The sequence below is a fragment of the Sphingobium chungangianum genome (assembly GCF_977014255.1).
In genome coordinates, this window is sequence record NZ_CDRNIV010000006.1 from 287,826 (window position 1) to 304,747 (window position 16,922).

General features: G+C 62.8%; 20 protein-coding genes. 6 read left to right on the forward strand and 14 right to left on the reverse strand.

Annotation, left to right across the window (positions count from 1 at the left end):
• Window positions 1-9 precede the first annotated feature (9 nt).
• Window positions 10-429, reverse strand: coding sequence for a response regulator (locus ACWNC0_RS08275; RefSeq protein ID WP_449470863.1), 420 nt, complete (start codon window positions 427-429; stop codon window positions 10-12).
• Window positions 430-494: 65 nt separating this feature from the next.
• Window positions 495-3,014, reverse strand: coding sequence for a TonB-dependent receptor (locus tag ACWNC0_RS08280; protein WP_449470864.1), 2,520 nt, complete (start codon window positions 3,012-3,014; stop codon window positions 495-497).
• A 154-nt stretch (window positions 3,015-3,168) separates the two neighbouring features.
• Between ACWNC0_RS08280 and pip the strand changes: the two genes are divergently transcribed.
• Window positions 3,169-4,110 (forward strand): prolyl aminopeptidase, encoded by a 942-nt coding sequence (gene pip, locus ACWNC0_RS08285; RefSeq protein ID WP_449470865.1) that lies wholly within the window; start codon window positions 3,169-3,171, stop codon window positions 4,108-4,110.
• A 46-nt stretch (window positions 4,111-4,156) separates the two neighbouring features.
• On the opposite strand, the gene ACWNC0_RS08290 is transcribed toward pip, so the two are convergent.
• From ACWNC0_RS08290 to uvrB, 5 genes are all read right to left on the reverse strand, one after another.
• Window positions 4,157-4,552 (reverse strand): hypothetical protein, encoded by a 396-nt coding sequence (locus ACWNC0_RS08290; RefSeq protein WP_449470867.1) that lies wholly within the window; start codon window positions 4,550-4,552, stop codon window positions 4,157-4,159.
• 88 nt (window positions 4,553-4,640) lie between these two features.
• Window positions 4,641-5,222 carry a hypothetical protein gene (locus ACWNC0_RS08295; protein WP_449470868.1) on the reverse strand — a complete coding sequence of 194 codons (582 nt, stop codon included), beginning with the start codon at window positions 5,220-5,222 and terminating at the stop codon, window positions 4,641-4,643.
• A 13-nt stretch (window positions 5,223-5,235) separates the two neighbouring features.
• Window positions 5,236-5,790 (reverse strand): demethoxyubiquinone hydroxylase family protein, encoded by a 555-nt coding sequence (locus ACWNC0_RS08300; protein ID WP_449470870.1) that lies wholly within the window; start codon window positions 5,788-5,790, stop codon window positions 5,236-5,238.
• A complete protein-coding gene (locus ACWNC0_RS08305) occupies window positions 5,787-6,272 on the reverse strand; it encodes a disulfide bond formation protein B (RefSeq protein ID WP_449470872.1) in 486 nt (161 codons plus the stop codon). The genes ACWNC0_RS08300 and ACWNC0_RS08305 overlap by 4 nt, the downstream gene beginning before the upstream one ends.
• Window positions 6,273-6,319: 47 nt before the next feature.
• On the reverse strand, window positions 6,320-8,503 hold the full coding sequence (gene uvrB / locus ACWNC0_RS08310) for an excinuclease ABC subunit UvrB (protein WP_449474576.1): 2,184 nt from the start codon (window positions 8,501-8,503) through the stop codon (window positions 6,320-6,322).
• 55 nt (window positions 8,504-8,558) lie between these two features.
• Between uvrB and ACWNC0_RS08315 the strand changes: the two genes are divergently transcribed.
• The 5 genes from ACWNC0_RS08315 (at window position 8,559) to ACWNC0_RS08335 (ending at window position 11,491) form a co-directional block, all read left to right on the forward strand.
• Window positions 8,559-9,401 (forward strand): acid phosphatase, encoded by an 843-nt coding sequence (locus ACWNC0_RS08315; RefSeq protein WP_449470874.1) that lies wholly within the window; start codon window positions 8,559-8,561, stop codon window positions 9,399-9,401.
• Window positions 9,402-9,489: 88 nt separating this feature from the next.
• Window positions 9,490-10,026, forward strand: coding sequence for a DUF3617 domain-containing protein (locus ACWNC0_RS08320; RefSeq protein WP_449470875.1), 537 nt, complete (start codon window positions 9,490-9,492; stop codon window positions 10,024-10,026).
• Window positions 10,027-10,030: 4 nt separating this feature from the next.
• The gene (locus tag ACWNC0_RS08325; RefSeq protein WP_449470876.1) at window positions 10,031-10,309 is read left to right on the forward strand and encodes an HNH endonuclease; all 279 of its coding nucleotides are present in this window, start codon (window positions 10,031-10,033) and stop codon (window positions 10,307-10,309) included.
• 78 nt (window positions 10,310-10,387) lie between these two features.
• On the forward strand, window positions 10,388-10,888 hold the full coding sequence (locus ACWNC0_RS08330; protein WP_449470877.1) for a DUF3617 family protein: 501 nt from the start codon (window positions 10,388-10,390) through the stop codon (window positions 10,886-10,888).
• Window positions 10,889-11,017: 129 nt separating this feature from the next.
• Window positions 11,018-11,491 (forward strand): hypothetical protein, encoded by a 474-nt coding sequence (locus ACWNC0_RS08335; RefSeq protein WP_449470878.1) that lies wholly within the window; start codon window positions 11,018-11,020, stop codon window positions 11,489-11,491.
• A gap of 1 nt (window position 11,492) precedes the next feature.
• Here the strand turns inward: ACWNC0_RS08335 and ACWNC0_RS08340 are convergent, their stop codons facing one another.
• From ACWNC0_RS08340 to ACWNC0_RS08370, 7 genes are all read right to left on the reverse strand, one after another.
• A complete protein-coding gene (locus ACWNC0_RS08340; RefSeq protein WP_449470879.1) occupies window positions 11,493-12,713 on the reverse strand; it encodes an MBL fold metallo-hydrolase in 1,221 nt (406 codons plus the stop codon).
• Between the two features lie 79 nt (window positions 12,714-12,792).
• Window positions 12,793-13,107, reverse strand: coding sequence for a hypothetical protein (locus ACWNC0_RS08345; protein WP_449470880.1), 315 nt, complete (start codon window positions 13,105-13,107; stop codon window positions 12,793-12,795).
• Window positions 13,104-14,000 (reverse strand): iron-containing redox enzyme family protein, encoded by an 897-nt coding sequence (locus tag ACWNC0_RS08350; protein ID WP_449470881.1) that lies wholly within the window; start codon window positions 13,998-14,000, stop codon window positions 13,104-13,106. Before ACWNC0_RS08350 ends, ACWNC0_RS08345 begins: the two co-directional genes overlap by 4 nt.
• Window positions 14,001-14,134: 134 nt before the next feature.
• Entirely contained in the window at window positions 14,135-15,175 is a 1,041-nt protein-coding gene (locus tag ACWNC0_RS08355; protein WP_449470882.1) for an ATP-dependent DNA ligase, read from the reverse strand.
• On the reverse strand, window positions 15,172-15,960 hold the full coding sequence (xth, locus tag ACWNC0_RS08360) for an exodeoxyribonuclease III (protein WP_449470883.1): 789 nt from the start codon (window positions 15,958-15,960) through the stop codon (window positions 15,172-15,174). The genes ACWNC0_RS08355 and xth overlap by 4 nt, the downstream gene beginning before the upstream one ends.
• 59 nt (window positions 15,961-16,019) lie before the next feature.
• Entirely contained in the window at window positions 16,020-16,625 is a 606-nt protein-coding gene (locus ACWNC0_RS08365) for an alpha-ketoglutarate-dependent dioxygenase AlkB (protein ID WP_449470885.1), read from the reverse strand.
• Window positions 16,622-16,912: a hypothetical protein gene (locus tag ACWNC0_RS08370; RefSeq protein WP_449470887.1), complete on the reverse strand. Its 291-nt coding sequence runs from the start codon at window positions 16,910-16,912 to the stop codon at window positions 16,622-16,624. The genes ACWNC0_RS08365 and ACWNC0_RS08370 overlap by 4 nt, the downstream gene beginning before the upstream one ends.
• Window positions 16,913-16,922: the final 10 nt, after the last annotated feature.

Below are 16,922 nucleotides of genomic sequence, written 5' to 3' on the forward strand. Positions count from 1 at the left end.
GCGGATGTTTCAGGCGGCGATCGCTACCTGTTCGGCCTGAACGAGGCCACGCGCGACATCTTTGACCAGTGCGATGAAGCGTCCGGCTTCCCGAGCGATCATCGCCTTGTTGAAGCAGGCGGCCGCACCCCGGTCGAGCGCTTCGGCCATGATCGGCGCTCCGTCGCGCATCAGGCTGGACAGCATGATGACGGGGCAGGGATCGATGTCCATGATCTCGTCAAGGATGCTGAGCCCATCCCGGCCCGGCATGGCGACGTCCATCGTCACCACATCGGGCTTTTCCATGCGGATGAGGTCGATCGCCTCTTCGCCGTTGCGGGCGATGCCCACTACATCGAACCGGCAATCGCGTTCCAGCAGCGTCTCGATCATGGCGCGAATGGTCAGCGAGTCATCGACCACCACGATCCGTATCGGCTTTGCCATGCATTCCTCCGACCCTTGTTTTCAAAGGTCATAACGGACGGAAAATGGAGAGTTTTAGGCAAGAGTCAGAAGAACAGCTTGCGGAAGGAAATGCTGATCGTGCGGCCCAGCGGATCGAGATAGCCCTGCTGGTAACGCAGCGGCGTTCCTCCGGTCGCGTCCGTCACGTCGCGGCGCGTGTTGAAGATGTTGTTGATCCCGATCGATACCCGCGATCCGCGCAGAAAGGGATGATTCTTCACAAGCGACGGCATCTGCCCCAGATTGGCGAATAGTCGCAGGTTAGCGGTCGCCAGACTTCCGAAATTGAGCCGGGAAGTACCGCCCAGCGCGCCATCGACATGGGTGCCGCTTTCCCAATCGACGCTCAGCCGCGCGCCAAGGCCATTGTTGGTGTAGCCGACGCGCGCCTCCACCTCATGCCGTGGCTGGCCGCCCGATGATCCTGTCGCGTCGCCATTCAACAGATCGAGTTCCGGCACGCCCGGTGCGATCAGGATGCTCTCGGTAAAATGCCATGTGTGGTAAAGGCTGAAGCTGAGGCGCCCGCCTCCGCCTCCACGTCCGCCACCCATGCCGCCCGGCCCGCCAAAACCGCCGCCTGGCCGTCCGCCGCCTCCGGGGCCGCCAAAGCCGCCTTCGCCGCGCGGTCGGTCTCCGCCCTCCTGTCCGTGAGGCGGCGGAGCGCCATCCTGACCCGCTTGCGCGCCACGCTCTCCGTCCCGTCCGCCGCGATTGCCGAACAGTGCGCGCATATCCTGCAGTTCCTTGGGCCGATCCTCAGGCTTTGCACCGGCGGCGCGCCAGGCCTCTGCCAACTTCTGGATGCGCGACTTCAGCGGGAAGGAGAGGTCGAAGCCCCAGCGCAGCTGTTCGCTTTGCGAGCGCAGATAATTGATCGGCGTCGCATCGATTTCGGTCAGCAAACCGCCAACGCGAGTGAAGCGGCCCTCGAAAGCATCCAAGATTGCTGGCGTAGGCTCGGGGAATGCCGCGATCGGATTGCTCGTCCGGCTGTTGAGGTAGGTCGCCGTCAAAGTCAGATTGGGCTTGTCGAAAGGCTTCACCGTTGCGCTAAGCCGGAACTGGTCGCGCACGCTTTCCTTCAATTGGGCGTTGCCCCCTGTCACCCGCGTGACGAAGACTGTCTGGCCGCTTTGATAATCAAAGACGGGTACATTCTCCGTCCTGACTTCAGGATCGCTTAGCTGGTTCCCCGTCGGCGCGGCCCGGTCCTGGTTCGCGGACACCAGCAGTTGCACTGCCGGGATCGGCCGCCAGCGCAGGCCGTAGCCAAGCGTGGAGAGCGTGCCGAAGTCCGAAAGCTCTTGCACCGCCGCATTCACATTGACGCCGATATCCCCAACCGCGGCCAGCACGCCTCTCGCCTTGCTGGTGATCGGCAAGTCCAGAGTGACCTGCCCGCTGGCGATCTGCCGGTCATAGTCGATGTCCTGTTCGAACCCGTTTCGGATCGACCAGCCCTCAAACCCATTGGCCGACGCCCCCACCCGGACGGAGCTTGTGACGGCACCCGCAGGCAGGTCAAAGACGGGGCCTGATAGGAGCAGGTCGCCCGTCACCGCCTGCGACCGCGCGCTCGCCCGGTCGGTCGATGTCGATCGGTCGGTTCGCGTGCGCGTATCCGACAGGTCGCCATTGCCAGTGAAGGACCATTGCCACCCCTTGCCGAGCAGCCCGTTGAAGGTCAGGCCCAGATGGCCGGTCGTTCCGCGAATCTGCTGATCGAGCCGGTTGTCCCGCAGAAATTCGGCATAGAGCGGCCCGTTGCCGATCGGCGCGGCAAGTGCGGCGGCAGACAGTCCTTGCAGCGAGTCATTGTCCGACAGCTCCACCCGGCCGTTCACGGTCATCGATACGCCGCCGAGCGCGCGCGCATAGGTGGCGTTCGCGGACACGCTCTCGGTCGCCGGGCTCAACGTGCGAAAGCGGGTGATGTCGATCATCGCCGGACTGATCGCCGTCCGTTCGATCCCGCGTTCGCTTTCCAGTAGTGAAGCAGCGGCATTATATTTGACGTTCAACGTAAAGCGATTGTCGCCCCGGATGCGCAGCAGGCCCGCCTCGGCCGACCCGCTTTCTCGCCCGCCATCGGTGGTCGTGGCCGCCCGCAGATCGGCCAGCTCCGCCCGAAAACGCTGGCGCAGGACGATGTTCGCCACCTTTTGCGTTGGTGCATAGCCATAGGACAGGGCGACCTGTTCCGGCAGGATATCGACGCGCGCCACCGCCTCGGACGGGATATCCTGGATTTCGGAAAAGCTGGAAATGCGCTTCCCGTTCAGCAGCACGACCGGGGTCCCGTTCGTCTGTGCCGACAATTCGGTGATCATTTCCGAAATGGAGGTGACGCCCAGAGCGCGGATGTCGGCGGAGGAAAGCTGCTGCTCAGGCTTGATATTGCCCAGCACCGCGCCCCGCTGCGGCTGGCCGGTGACGATGATCTCGTCGCCTTCGTCCATCTGCGCAGGCGGCTCCTGGGCTGAAGTCTGCGCCATCAGCGCAGCGGGCGATGCGCCCATCATGAAAAACAGCATCAGCGAAGCCGGTCGGCGCACGAACATACCCCTTTTGGAAAAGCGAACTCTTGATGGTCCGTCACTAGGGGCGAACTGTCTCAAAATCTTGGCAAGGCCAAGGCGAATTTGTCGCAAATTGTAGCAGACGCCTTCACGCGCTGCGGTTCCCTTCGCTCATCGGCTCGCCTAGGCTGAGGGCATGCGCACTTTGTACCCTGCCATCGACCCATACGCTCACGGCCACCTCGACGTTGGCGATGATCATTCCGTCTATTGGGAGCGCGTCGGCACGCCGGGGGCAAAGCCTGCGGTCTTTCTCCACGGCGGGCCGGGCGGCGGCATCTCGCCTGATCACCGCCGCCTGTTCGATCCGGATCGCTACGACATTTTACTCTTCGACCAGCGCGGTTGCGGCCGTTCGACGCCGCATGCTTCGCTGGAAGGGAATACGACCTGGCATCTCGTAGCGGACATCGAGCGCTTGCGTGAATTAATGGGCGTTGATCAATGGCTTGTCTTCGGGGGCAGCTGGGGATCGGCGCTGGCGCTCGCCTACGCGCAGAGCCATCCCGCCCATGTCAGCGAATTGATTCTGCGCGGCATCTTCACGCTCCGCCAGCAGGAGGTCGACTGGTATTATCAGGAAGGTGCCAGCCGCATCTATCCAGATAAGTGGGAACGCTTCCTTGCGCCCATAGCGGAGGAGGATCGTGGCGAATTGCTTCATGCCTATCACCGCATCCTGACGGGTGAAGATCGTGCGGCGCAAGTCGCGGCGGCCAAGGCGTGGAGCGTATGGGAGGGCGAAACCATCCGTCTGCTGCCCGACGCCGCACTGTCAGCCACGCATGAGGATGACGCCTTTGCACTGGCCTTCGCGCGGATCGAAAATCATTATTTCGTGCATCGCGGCTGGCTGGAGGAAGGCCAGCTCATCCGTGATGCGGGCAAGCTCCGCGACATTCCCGGCGTGATCGTTCAGGGCCGCTACGACATGGCCTGTCCCGCCGAGACCGCCTGGGCGCTGCACAAGGCATGGCCTGAAGCACGGTTCGAGATGATCGAGGGCGCTGGGCACGCCTATAATGAACCCGGCATCCTCGACGCCCTGATCCGCGCCACGGACAGTTTCGCAATCTGAAATTCAGATGATGAAGGGGGATGGGCAATCGTCGAGCATCAAAAGCTCAAGGCTCGCCCTTGGACTCCTGCATCCGTCGTTCGGCAAACCATTGCTCCAGCATCTTGGCGGTGCAGCCGGTAAAGCCGTTGCTCCCGATCGCCGAGCAGCTGCCGGGCAGATTTTGGCGCTGTACCTCTTCCATCGTGGCCACTTGGCTACCCCAGCCCGGCCCACCGGACGGGGCGGGCTTTTCGCGCAATTTCTTCGGGATGCGGTAGCGTTCGGACTCGGGCTTGCGCGCGCAAACGACGATCTCGTCGCCTTCGCCCTTGGGACAGGGGTCGTTCCCATAGACGATCAGATTGAACACGCGCTGTGGCGGCTCGGCCCTGGCTGGGGCGAGTAAGGCTATGGGTGCAAGCGCCGCCATAGCGAGGAAGGCATGAACCGGGACGCGCATAGGTGATATCCTCTTTTCGCCCCTGTCCCACCGGCGGAGTGCCCAATTCCGCCAGCCTTACCCAGACGCCAAGCGCCCGGAGCAACCGTCAGGGCTGCGTCGGTGTAGTCGGCTGCGGAGTGGTCTGCTGCGGTTGGCTGCCCTGCGCCTTTTCCTCCGCTACGGCTCGCGCTTCGATCGCCTTGCTATCCGCGTCGATGGTGGAAAGCCGCCGTGCCCGTTCGGCTTCGACCAAATCTTTCCAGCTGGCATTGTCCGCCGCCTGCCGTTCCGCCTTGGCAAGCCTTGCCAACTGGTTGAAGCAGCCGGTGAAACCGCCGGGGCCAGTGGCCGAGCAGCTTTCCGTGCCGGTGCGGCCGACATATTCCATGGACCGTACGCGCTCGCCCCATGCCTGATTGCTCGGCTTGTTGGGATCGCCGCGCAGCGGTTCGGGAATGCGGTAGCGTTCTTCCTCGCCCTTGCGCGCGCAAACGACAATGTCGGTGCCGGCGCTTTGCGGGCAGGCGTCTTCGCCATAGACGATGACCAGATTGACGCGCTCCGATCCCGTCGTACCGGCGGCGGCGGTGGGCGCCTGCTCCTGCGCGGGTCCGGCCTGCTGCTGCGCTATGGCGGGCAGGGTGCTTGCGGCCAAAAGCAGCATGGCGGCTGTCGCGGTCTTCATCATCGTCCTTATCTCCTCAGATCCGCTTCGACAGCGCGATTGCAGCCCGGCACCCCAGGCGAATGATACCCGACAGCAGCGGATAGGCGGGTGCCTGCTCCGCTCCACGGGCGATCGCGGTTTCGCGATGTTCGACTTCTTCCGCCTGAAAATCCGTGATGGTGGCGGCAAGTTCCGGGTCATCGCCCGCCAATTCCGCCAACTGCTCGCCATAATGACGGTCGATCTCCGTCTCGATCGCGGCGGTGCAGGCCATGGCGGCGCGTGGGCCGATCGCGGCGGTCACCGCGCCCAGTGCAAAGCCTGCGACGTTCCAGATCGGCTGAAGCGCGGTCGGCCTGACGCCGCGCCGCGCGATCATTGCGTCGAATATCTTGCGATGCCGTTCTTCCTGCGCCGCCATGCCCGCGATGACGCGCGCGTCGGGGTGGCGATCGCCAAGGACGGCAAGTTGCCCGGCATAAATGCGCGTCGCGCCGAACTCACCCGCCTGATCGACGCGCAGCATCGCCGCGCGATCATCGGCCGTCACCTTCCGGCCGGGGCGGGGGAACTCCCTGGGCGCGCTCATGCCTCTGTCCTCGACTTGATCAGCAGGGCCAAGATGGCGAGCGCGCTGGCTCCGGACAAGAGCCCGTTGAAGCCGGCGAGCGAAATGCCGAAGAGTGTCCAGGGCGCGACGTCGCAACGGGTGATCGGGGTCGCCATGATCTGGTTCAATATGTCCGCAGGGTTGCCCGCCGCGGGAGTGGTCGAGCAGGCGGTCAGCCCCTGCCACCAGCCATATTCGACCCCCGCATGAAAGAGGCCAATGCCGCCGCTGATTCCGATCGCCAGCCCGGCCAGCCCCGCGAACAGCGCACTGACGCAGGGCCGCCTTTTCACGGCGTAGGCGATCAGCGCGAGCGGGATCGCCGCCATATGCGGATAACGCTGCCACCAGCACATCTCGCACGGATGCAGGCCGCCTACATATTGCGAAGCGTAGGCGCCGCCCAGCAGCAGCAGCGGCATGGCAAGGGCGATAGCGCGGGCGAGAGGCAAGTTCTTCATGGTGCTCGCTTAAACGGCCCCGAACCTTTCGTCATGCTGAACTTGCGTCAGCGCCCGAACTTCCGCTGTGTCTTGCCGTAACGCAGCTTGCGCGTCCCCGGCTTGCCTTCGGTCGCCCGCCCACGCGGCGCCGCGACCTGCTCGTTGGCGGGCAGGCCCAGCTCCTCCGCCTCCAGCTTGCGGATTTCGTCGCGGATGCGGCCTGCTTCCTCGAATTCGAGGTCGGCTGCGGCCGCGCGCATCTTCTTTTCCAGATCCTCGATATAGGCGCGGAGGTTATGGCCGACGAGGTGTGGGCGGTCGTCCAGCCCGGTATCGACCGTGACCTGATCCTTGCTCGCGACATGGGCGATGATGTCGCCGATGTTGCGCTTGATCGTGGTCGGCGTGATGCCATGTTCCAAATTATACGCCTGCTGCTTTTCACGGCGACGGCTGGTCTCGTTGAGCGCGCGCTCCATGCTGCCGGTGATGCGATCGGCGTAGAGGATGACACGCCCATCCACGTTGCGCGCGGCGCGGCCAATGGTCTGGATTAGCGATGTTTCCGATCGCAGGAAGCCTTCCTTGTCCGCGTCGAGGATCGCGACCAAGCCACATTCCGGAATGTCGAGACCTTCGCGCAGCAGGTTGATGCCGATCAGCACGTCGTAGACGCCCAGCCGCAGGTCGCGGATCAACTCGATACGCTCCAGCGTCTCTACGTCGCTGTGCATGTAGCGGACCTTGATCCCCGCCTCATGCATGAACTCGGTCAAATCCTCGGCCATCCGCTTGGTGAGCGTGGTGACGAGGGTGCGATAGCCCTGCGCCGCGACCTTGCGGCATTCGTTGATCAGGTCGTCCACCTGATCCTCAACCGGCTTGATCTCGACCGGCGGGTCGATGAGGCCGGTGGGGCGAATGACCTGTTCGGAGAAGGCGCCGCCGGTCTGTTCCATTTCCCACGGCCCCGGCGTTGCGGACACGCTCACCGTTTGCGGCCGCATCGCGTCCCATTCGTTGAAGCGCAGCGGGCGATTGTCGATGCAGCTAGGCAGACGGAAGCCATATTCGGCGAGTGTGATCTTGCGCCGATGATCACCCCGCGCCATCGCGCCGATTTGCGGCACGGTCTGGTGGCTTTCGTCTACGAACAGCAGCGCGTTTTCGGGGAGATATTCGAACAAGGTCGGCGGCGGCTCGCCGGGCAGGCGGCCGGTCAGGAAGCGGCTGTAATTTTCGATCCCCGCGCAGGAGCCGGTCGCGGCGATCATCTCCAGATCGAAGTTGGTCCGCTGCTCCAGCCGCTGCGCCTCCAGCAGCTTGCCTTCGGCCTGCAACTCTTTCAGCCGCTCGGTCAGTTCGAAACGGATCGCCTCCATCGCCTGCTTCAGCGTCGGCCCCGGCGTCACATGGTGGCTGTTGGGGAAGACCTTCACATATTCGAGGGTCGCGATCTTCTTCCCCGTCAGCGGATCGAATTCGACAATTTCCTCGATCTCGTTGCCAAAGAAGCTGACGCGCCAGGCCGTGTCCTCATAGTGGGACGGGAAAATCTCCAGATTATCCCCCTTCACCCGGAAATTGCCGCGCGCGAAGGCCGCGTCATTGCGCTTATATTGCAACGCCACCAGCTTGCGGATGATCTCCCGCTGATCCTCGATCCCGCCCTTCTTCATCGAGAAGGTCATGGCCGAATAAGTCTCGACCGAGCCGATGCCATAGAGGCAGGACACCGACGCGACGATGATCACATCGTCCCGCTCCAGCAGAGCGCGTGTCGCCGAGTGGCGCATCCGGTCGATCGCCTCGTTAACGCTCGACTCCTTCTCGATATAGGTGTCCGATCGCGCCACATAGGCTTCGGGCTGATAATAGTCGTAATAGCTGACGAAATATTCGACCGCATTCTCCGGGAAGAAGCTCTTGAACTCACCGTAAAGCTGCGCTGCGAGAATCTTGTTGGGAGCAAGGATCAGCGCGGGCCGCTGCATCGCCTCGATCACCTTGGCCATGGTGAAGGTCTTGCCAGAGCCGGTGACACCCAACAGCACCTGATCCTTTTCACCCGCCCTTGCCTGTTCGACCAGTTCGGCGATGGCGGTGGGCTGGTCGCCCGATGGTTCATAGTCGGAAACCAGCTTGAACGGCCTGCCGCCCTCGCTCTTTTCCGGGCGTGCAGGACGGTGGGGGACGAAGCCTTCGCCGGTCTCGGGCTCGTCCAGCGTGGTGCGAATCTGAATGGACATGCGGGGCAATATGGGCATGGTCCCGCACCACAGCAATGTGGGGCAGGCATCCCACATGACGATAGTGGAGGACCCGATGCGCAAGGCCATTTTCCTGTTCACCACGCTGGCCATGTTGCAGGCATGCGCGACGACGACCGGCGGAGCCGGTTCGGCGCAGACGCCGCCATCGGCCATGCAGGGAAAGAACCCACTGGGCAGCGGTTATCTTGGCGGCGGCGCGCTTCCTGACAGCCTGTTGCTCTCCCCGCCACCGCCAGCCGCAGGATCAGTGACCGAGGCGCGCGATAGGGAAGGGGCGGCCGCAGCGGTCGCGATGCAGGGTAGCGCACGTTGGGATTTCGCCAAGGCCGATGCCGACCTGCGCCCCGGCCATGCGGCGACCGCCTTTTCCTGCGCGGCGGGCTTCCTGATCGATCAGGCCCATGCACCCGCGCTGACGCGCCTCCTGACCCGTGCGATGGGGGACCTCGGCATGTCCACCGCCGACGTCAAGAAGCGATACATGCGTCCGCGCCCCTTCATGGATAATGGCAAGCCAAGCTGTACGCCGGATTGGGAAAAGTTTCTGCGCCGTGATGGCTCCTATCCCTCGGGTCACAGCGCCATCGGCTATGGCTATGGCCTTATCCTGGCAGAAGTGATGCCCGATCGCGCGGCAAGGCTGGTGGCGCGGGGTCGCGCCTTTGGGGACAGCCGCCGCATCTGCAATGTGCATTGGCTGAGCGATATCGAAGAAGGGCGGGTTATCGCCTCCGCCACCGTGATGCGCCTCAACGCCGAACCCGCCTTCGCCGCCGATCTTGCCGCCGCCCGCAAGGAAGTCGCCGCGTTGCGCGGCAAACCCTGGGAAACCGCGCCCGATTGCGCGCAGGAAGCTGCGGCGCTGGCTCAATAGCCCGCAGGACCATTTTTCATTCTATGCCTGTCCTGATATGCTGATGGTTAGACAGGCCGGGTCATGCCGGCATCAACGGGGGAAGATCATGCTTAAATCCTTGGCCGTCATTATTCCTGCCACGCTGTTGCTCGCCAGCTGCGGCGACAAGCCTTCTGGCGAACCGCAGACGCGCGAGGAAGTCAAAGCCCAAGTTCAGAAGGTGCAGCTGAAGCCCGGCCAGTGGGAAGGCGCCTATACGCTCGAGGATATCGACATGCCGAACATGCCCGGCGGTGGCGATCAGATGAAAGAGCAGATGAAGAAGATGATGAGCCGCACCTCGATCAAATATTGCGTCTCTCCCGAAGAAGCGGCGAACCCCAGCGGCAAGATGTTCTCGGGCCAGGAAAACAAGGATTGCACGTACAAGGGCTTCGACGTCAGCGGCGGGTCGGTGAAGGGTGAGATCGCCTGCAAATCGGAAAATGGCACGATGAACGCCGTCATGTCTGGCGACTACGCGCCGGAAAGCTATGAAATGCACATGGACATGAAGATGAGCGGCGCGCCCAACGGCATGAACATGAGCATGAAGGCGAAGACCACGGGCAAGTGGATTGGCGCGGACTGCGTAGCATCCTGATCTGATGGAGGGCGCGGAGGGCTTTTGCTGGCTCTGCGCGCGTCCTTTAAGCAAATGGGTTGAATGGTATCATCCGGTGCCGAAAAGCCGAGGCGGGCGCGAAACGGTGCCCGTCCATCCAATCTGTCATCGGGCCATCCATGCGCAGCTCAGCAATGTGGAGCTTGCCCGAACGCGGGGCGATCCCGCCGCCCTTCGCGCGCATCCCGGCATCGCCCGCTTTCTTGGCTGGGTCGCGGCCAAGCCGCCCGACTTCCACGCGCCGACCTACAGGAAACGCTAGCGTCGCTTTTTTCTCTTGCGCTTCGCCGCGCGCCAAGCGAGCCTCTGCCTGTTCCGTAAGAGAACAGGGGAAGAGGATATGCGAAAGACGATAATCGCGGCGTTGCCGCTGGCGATGACGCTTGGCTTGGCCGGATGCGGCAATGAGGCGCCTGCACCCGAAGCGGTCGAAGCGCCCATCGTGATCAAGGGGGGCGAATGGACGATCACCCGCAAGACCACGGGCTACAACACGCCGACTGTCACGCCCGAACAATATCAGGTCGCGCTGAAGCAGGTTGACGAGGAAAAGCTGTGCATCGCCGTCGATGCCAAGGGGACACCCGATGCCGATGCTCTGGCAGGGGATGAGGGCAAGGATTGCACCTACAAGGACAAGCTGCTGCGCAAGGGGCGGTTGATCGCGACCTTGGCCTGCAAGTCAGGCGGGGCGACATCGGAAATCGTACTGGAGGGCAATTACACCGCCGACACGCTGACGCTGGGCAGCACCATGACGAAGACCGCCGGCGGCAGCCCGGTATTGCGCACCACCCATGACGTAACCGGCAAACGCACCGGAGAGTGCAGCAAGGCCTGAACTGCCTGTCTTGGAAACCCTCCGCTGCCTGCCAGCGGAGGGTATTCTGTCCGGAATCTCCAATGCTGACGACGGGATTCTGTGCCATTGTTGCGCCCGGCATCCATCAGAATGTCGGAGAGTCGAGACATGCTCTTTCATCTTTCGATTGCCGCGCATGATCCAAAGCATGTTGCGGAGGTTATCGCTGAAATGTGGCGGGGCGAGGCGCTGTATTTCCCGCCCGTGACGTCGGGCAGCTGGATCGCCATGGCTGGCGATGACCGGGGCACCGCCATAGAGGTCTATCCGATCGACACCGTCTTGCGCGAAGAGGAAGGCGACGCCGATAGCTTTGGGGAGCGGACTGGCGAAACCCGTTACACCGCAACACATGCCGCGCTGGCCACGCCCCTGTCCCGCGAAGAGATCATGGCGATCGCGCAGCGGGAAGGCTGGCCCGCCAAATATCGCAAGCGTGGCGGCGTGTTCGGCGTGATCGAATTGTGGATCGAAGGGCGGCAGATGGTGGAGATGCTGACGGCCGAGATGCAGGCCGAATATCTGACGGCGATGACGACGGACAATTGGCGCGCGATGCTGGAAGCAGGGCCTCCCGCCTGACCTATTGCAATGCCCGGATGGCGCGTTGGTCGCATCGTTTTGGACTATGCGGCACGGCGGAATAGGCGGGCACCTGGATGGCCTGGCCGATCCGCAACGGCGCAAAGCGCTGCCGCTCTATGCCTTCGCATTTCAGGAAAAGCTCCAGCATGCGGGGCGGTGTGTCCCATTTTTCATAAGACAGCCGGAATGTGCCCCAATGGATGGGAATGGCGGTCGATGCCTTGAGCTTTTCGAACACCTCGACCGCGCGCTGCGGCCCGATGTGGGAGTCCGCCTCCATCTGCCCCGGCCAGAAACGGAAGGCGCCGATCGGGATCATCGCAAGGCGGATCGGGCCGAACCGCGCCGCTTCAGTGGGCCATGCCATGTCGCCAGCCCCCGTGTCGCCCGCGAAGAAGATGTTGCCCGCGCGCGTTTCGATGAGGAAACTCGACCATAATGCGCGGTTGCGATCAGTGCCCCACCGGCTGCTCCAATGATGATTGCGCAGCACATGGACGCGATAGTCGGGGCAATGTTCGTAATTTTCACACTGGATGACCGTTTGCGTCCCCAGATTGTTGAGGGCAGCCCCCGTCACGGATTGGCCCCAATCCAGCGCGATCGCCGGAATGCCATTGTCCTTCAGGATGCGCTCATTCCCCAGGCTAACGATGATCTTGGGTCGATCTCGTTCCCACAGCTTCTTGAGCGTGGGGATGTCCATATGGTCATAATGATTGTGGCTGACGATGATCAGGTCGATCTTCGGCAGATCATCCATCCGGATTCCCGGCTGCGCGACCCGCTTTGGTCCTAAAGGTGGGAAGGGGCTCGCATAGTCGGACCAGGTGGGGTCGGTAAGGATATTGACCCCTGCTGCCTGCACCAGCACCGTGGCATGGCCGACCCATGTCGCCACCATGCCGCGCGGCGCGGCGAAGGCTGGCGGGCGGGTGGGCTTTACTGCAACCGTCAGCGGCCATTCGGGGCGCTCGTCCTGTCCCGTCAGCCAGCGGAGGAGAAAACCCCGGCGGTTCGTCCCCGGAGGACCGGAAAACTCGATCTCGCCATCGGGATTGAAGAAGTGCTCGCCGTCATAATGGCCGCTGACCGGCCCGTCATAATAGATGCGGTCGAGAAAAGGCGGGATGATCGTGATCGCAAGGCACAAGGCGATTACGAGAAACAGCAGCCCGATGCCCGCTCCACGAATGACTTTCCCGATGATGGGGCCCATGCCGTCTCCTGCTTCGATCACGATGCAGGGTCATAGCCGCGATATGGCGCGGGACAAGAGTTGCTTATCCCGCGCGTCCTCAATGCCGCATATGTCGAAGCCAAGGTAGCAAGCGTCTTTGAAGATCCTGAACCTCGCTATCCTCTCCTTCCAGCAACGGGATGGCATAGGTCTCAAGATCATCCTTCAAGAGGCTTACGCTCTGGCTGTGATGGTGCAGATCTACCACCGCGCCATCGGGCATATGGATGGCTAGCGCGGCCATGCCGTCGCTGATGCTGGCGTGGGGGCCATCGACCTCATAATCCTCCGCCAGCAGCAGATCGACCATCATGCCAGCCAGCAGCGGGTCGTCCTCAACAATCAGGATGCGGCCATTGGATCGCGCCATCATCCTTGCTCCAAGCCAAAATGGCTACGGTAGCGGTTGAAGCAGCGCTCGCCACAGCTAAGGCGCATCAACGCGCCTTCCGCGATTGCGACGGCGCGGCGAGGGTCCTCCGCCACCAGCGGCTTGATCGCCAGCTCGTTCCAGTCGCGGCTATGTTTGACGTCCAGCACCGCATGCAGATCAAAATATCGTCGCTCCGACTGGCTGAGCCCAATTCGTCGCAAGGCGCGCGCGGTGTGCGCCGATCGGCCCGGCGCGGTCAGTTCGATCGCGCCCAACGCGCCGACGCTGTGCCAAGCATAGCAGCGCTGCGTCGCCATCGCGGTCATCGCGTTAGCCAGCGCCAGGCTTTCCCAGACAGTCGTCTCGATAGTCGGCGTCAGTTCCAACGTCGTGACCAATTGCGCCAGCATGGGGCCATGCATGCCCTTTTCCTGGCCGCGCCCCATCTCGTCCCAATAGTTGCGCGCAAGTTCCAGCTTGGCGGAGTCCGGGAGCTTCACCTGCGTCAGGGCAACGAGATCGTCGAAGCCAGCCTCGCCCGCCGCTTCCTGCGTCAGGAACCAGCGGATTTCATCGCGCGACGCATGGTCGGCGAGCCAAGGAAACAGCGCGTCATGCTGGCCGGGGCCAGTCTGCTCCAGCGCCTCGAACCATTGGATGAAGCCTTCGGGATCGGTTGGCGCCTGCGCCGCGCGGTCGCGCACCATGGCGCGCAGTTCTTCCATAAAGCCATGCTCCAGCCGCAGCATGGCTTCATCCTGGCGGAACCGGCTTTCCCAATCCTCCGGATAGGATGGCGTGAGACGTTGCCGATTCCAATGACTGAGGCGTTCCTGAAAACTTTGTTGAAGAAATTGTGATGCGCAGTCGGGTGCGACGAAACGGGTGGCCACGGAAATACTCTCCTGATTGTACCCCTGTTCAATTCGGGGGAGAGCGCGGCGTTCCCTCAAAAATGCCTAACAGGGATCAGTATGAGGGTGTTTACTGGGACAAAAGCGGGTCGACCGGGGTTTTGGCAGTTCACTCAACCGCCAAGCAATTTATCGATCTCGGCTGGGCGCAGCTCCATCTGCAACTGATCACATGTGCATTGGCGCGGCGCCTTGTCGGGCCGCCAGCGTAGAAAGCGCGTCCCATGGCGAAAGCGCCCGCCGGTCACCTGATCATAGATCACTTCCACAACCAGTTCCGGAGCTAGAGGCTCCCAGACGCTTTCCTCGCCCTTGTTCCAGCGGCTTGGCCCACCCGGCGCCTTGCCGGTGAAGCCGGAGCCTCCCGCAATCGGCTCAAGGCGTTGCAACAGAAGAGGCCGCTCATCCGCCTTGAACCCGGAGGTGAAGCCCACATGGTTGAGCTTGCCCGCCTCATCATACAGGCCCAGCAGCAAGGATGCAGCGCCGTGCCCATCAGCCGTGCGGCGGAAACCACCAACCACGCAGTCGGCGCTGCGATAATTCTTCATCTTCATCATCGCGCGCTCGCCGGATCGATAGGGAAGGTCCAGTTGTTTGGCGATGATCCCGTCGAGTGCGCCGCCGCTGCCTTCCAGCCAGCGGTCGGCATCCTCTATCCGCTCGCTGGCAGGGGACAGGAGCAGCGTCTCGGTCCCATTCTTCGCGTGAAAGCGCTCCAGCGCTGCTCGCCGTGCCCGCAACGGCGCGTCCATGAGGTCGCTCTTGCCCAGCGCGAGACAGTCGAACAGCATCAGCTGCGCCGGGGTTTCGCGGGACAGGCGCGCTATTCTGCTTTCCGCCGGATGCAGCCGCTGTTGCAACGCATCGAAGGACAGCGCGCCGTTCAATGGCAGGATCAACTCGCCGTCCAGCACATAGCGGCGCTCGGTCGTTGCGAGCAGTGCATCCATGATATCCGGAAAGAAGCGCGCCAGCGACTTGCCGGATTTGGATCGGATGTCGGCTCGCGCTCCATCGCGGCCCACGACGGCGCGGAAGCCGTCCCATTTGGGCTCATATTGCCATCCCGGTGGTGATGGCAGTTCGGACACGAGCCGCGCCTCCATCGGCAGAGGCAGGATCATAGCCTTGGGGTCTTCGGCCTGCGTCATGGCTCCGCTCTGCCCAAGTCGAGCGTGATGACGACCGGCGCGTGATCGCTGGTCTTCTCCCAGGCGCGGGGCCGGGTGTCGACCTCCGCGGCGATCAGCTTGGCAGCTGCAACCGGGTTCAGCAGCGCATGATCGATCCGTAGACCGGCATTGCGCTCCAAGGCGCCACGCCAATATTTCCAGAAGCTGTAGATCACCTCATCGGGATGCAGCCGCCGGATCGCGTCGCTCCATCCCTGGTCGAGGAGGCGCTGGTAAGCGGCGCGAACCTCCGGCGCGAACAGGGCATCGTCGCGCCACCGGTCGGGCGCATACACGTCAAGGTCGGTCGGCATCACATTATAGTCGCCAGCGACGATCACCGGCGCGTCCACGTCGATGAGCGAGGCCATATGCGCGTGCAGCCGATCGAACCAGCGGAGCTTGAAGTCGAACTTGGGACCGGGACGGGGATTGCCGTTGGGAAGGTAGAGGCAGGCTATCAGGATCCCGTTCACCGCCGCTTCGATATAGCGGCTCTGCACATCATCCGGATCGCCGGGCAGTGCTCGCCGGGTTTCATGGATGGCGCCAACCCGGCTCAGGATAGCGACGCCATTCCACCGGCTCTGCCCGTGCCAAACGGCGTCATATCCCGCGTCCCGGATGGCGCGCTCGGGAAAATTCTCCTGCGGAGCCTTCAACTCCTGCAAGCATATAATGTCGGGCTCAGCCTGCTCCAGCCACCGCAGCAGCACCGGTAGGCGCCCGTTCACGCCATTCACATTATAGGTCGCGATCCTCATGGCTTTCACAAGACGTTTCGCGACCCGATTGGTTCGAGGGTTTCCAAAAACTCGTCCAATCAAAAGGCCGCCCGGGTGGTTCCGGCGCGCGCCATCTCAGCGCCCTTGGCGGACAGCGAACGGAAAGTGATTGACCAGCGGGGTGCGTCCACGCCCGCGATGCTATGCTCCCATTCATGCCGGGCTTCGCCGGACAGATGATAGATGGATCGAGCGGCAACGGGGACGGATAGGCGGTCGAGCCCCTTCGCCGTGCGTCTGCGAAAGCGCAATGTCGTGGGACTGCCCAATGAAATCCCGACAACATGTTCGAAGACTGGCCGGTCCCTGTGCCAGCCTATGCCCGCCCCTGGATCGTATCGGATCAACAATGCCTGCACCAGGTCGGCATCTGCCACGCCCGCAAACCGGGCAGCGCGCGCCTTGATTGGTTGAAGCCATGGCGGAATAGGGTCGCTTGGGCCAAAGCGGCCATTGTCAAAATCATAAGTCCACCCGAGCGATAGCGTCAGCCGCTTTCCGGTCCATCCTTGAAAACGAAATGGCGACAGGGGCAGCGCGTCCATCTTCATGATGAGCATCGCTTCCTCATCGCGGGTCAGCATATCCTCGCGATAATCCAGTCCGGGGATCAGGGGCGCGTCGAACAGGCTTGGCTGGGTCATTTTCTCCGCCGGGCGAGACGTCGTCGATTGCGGCCAACGGCCTTGCGATAATGGGCAATGGAACCGCGCATCGCGGCATCTGGGTTGGTCCCCAGATCGCCGGTCATCGCTCTCCATTGCAGCACGCCTATCGCTTCGATCTTCTCCGCGATCATGAGATGCGCTTCGCGCGCTGCGGCTGGGTTGCCTGCCAGCAGCCTGGGTATCCTGAGGCCGATCACCGTCCAGACTTCCAGCCCCAGCTGCCAGCTGTTCATGAAAAGGCTGAACGGGTTCGTCTTCTGCATGACGGGCGCT

What these genes read in the sequence shown, in the direction of transcription:
- ACWNC0_RS08275 (WP_449470863.1), bottom strand. Translation starts at nt 429, where the DNA reads ATGGCAAAGCCGATACGGATCGTGGTGGTCGATGACTCGCTGACCATT.
- ACWNC0_RS08280 (WP_449470864.1), bottom strand. Translation starts at nt 3,014, where the DNA reads ATGTTCGTGCGCCGACCGGCTTCGCTGATGCTGTTTTTCATGATGGGC.
- pip (WP_449470865.1), top strand. Translation starts at nt 3,169, where the DNA reads ATGCGCACTTTGTACCCTGCCATCGACCCATACGCTCACGGCCACCTC.
- ACWNC0_RS08290 (WP_449470867.1), bottom strand. Translation starts at nt 4,552, where the DNA reads ATGCGCGTCCCGGTTCATGCCTTCCTCGCTATGGCGGCGCTTGCACCC.
- ACWNC0_RS08295 (WP_449470868.1), bottom strand. Translation starts at nt 5,222, where the DNA reads ATGATGAAGACCGCGACAGCCGCCATGCTGCTTTTGGCCGCAAGCACC.
- ACWNC0_RS08300 (WP_449470870.1), bottom strand. Translation starts at nt 5,790, where the DNA reads ATGAGCGCGCCCAGGGAGTTCCCCCGCCCCGGCCGGAAGGTGACGGCC.
- ACWNC0_RS08305 (WP_449470872.1), bottom strand. Translation starts at nt 6,272, where the DNA reads ATGAAGAACTTGCCTCTCGCCCGCGCTATCGCCCTTGCCATGCCGCTG.
- uvrB (WP_449474576.1), bottom strand. Translation starts at nt 8,503, where the DNA reads ATGTCCATTCAGATTCGCACCACGCTGGACGAGCCCGAGACCGGCGAA.
- ACWNC0_RS08315 (WP_449470874.1), top strand. Translation starts at nt 8,559, where the DNA reads ATGACGATAGTGGAGGACCCGATGCGCAAGGCCATTTTCCTGTTCACC.
- ACWNC0_RS08320 (WP_449470875.1), top strand. Translation starts at nt 9,490, where the DNA reads ATGCTTAAATCCTTGGCCGTCATTATTCCTGCCACGCTGTTGCTCGCC.
- ACWNC0_RS08325 (WP_449470876.1), top strand. Translation starts at nt 10,031, where the DNA reads ATGGAGGGCGCGGAGGGCTTTTGCTGGCTCTGCGCGCGTCCTTTAAGC.
- ACWNC0_RS08330 (WP_449470877.1), top strand. Translation starts at nt 10,388, where the DNA reads ATGCGAAAGACGATAATCGCGGCGTTGCCGCTGGCGATGACGCTTGGC.
- ACWNC0_RS08335 (WP_449470878.1), top strand. Translation starts at nt 11,018, where the DNA reads ATGCTCTTTCATCTTTCGATTGCCGCGCATGATCCAAAGCATGTTGCG.
- ACWNC0_RS08340 (WP_449470879.1), bottom strand. Translation starts at nt 12,713, where the DNA reads ATGGGCCCCATCATCGGGAAAGTCATTCGTGGAGCGGGCATCGGGCTG.
- ACWNC0_RS08345 (WP_449470880.1), bottom strand. Translation starts at nt 13,107, where the DNA reads ATGATGGCGCGATCCAATGGCCGCATCCTGATTGTTGAGGACGACCCG.
- ACWNC0_RS08355 (WP_449470882.1), bottom strand. Translation starts at nt 15,175, where the DNA reads ATGACGCAGGCCGAAGACCCCAAGGCTATGATCCTGCCTCTGCCGATG.
- xth (WP_449470883.1), bottom strand. Translation starts at nt 15,960, where the DNA reads ATGAGGATCGCGACCTATAATGTGAATGGCGTGAACGGGCGCCTACCG.
- ACWNC0_RS08365 (WP_449470885.1), bottom strand. Translation starts at nt 16,625, where the DNA reads ATGACCCAGCCAAGCCTGTTCGACGCGCCCCTGATCCCCGGACTGGAT.
- ACWNC0_RS08370 (WP_449470887.1), bottom strand. Translation starts at nt 16,912, where the DNA reads ATGCAGAAGACGAACCCGTTCAGCCTTTTCATGAACAGCTGGCAGCTG.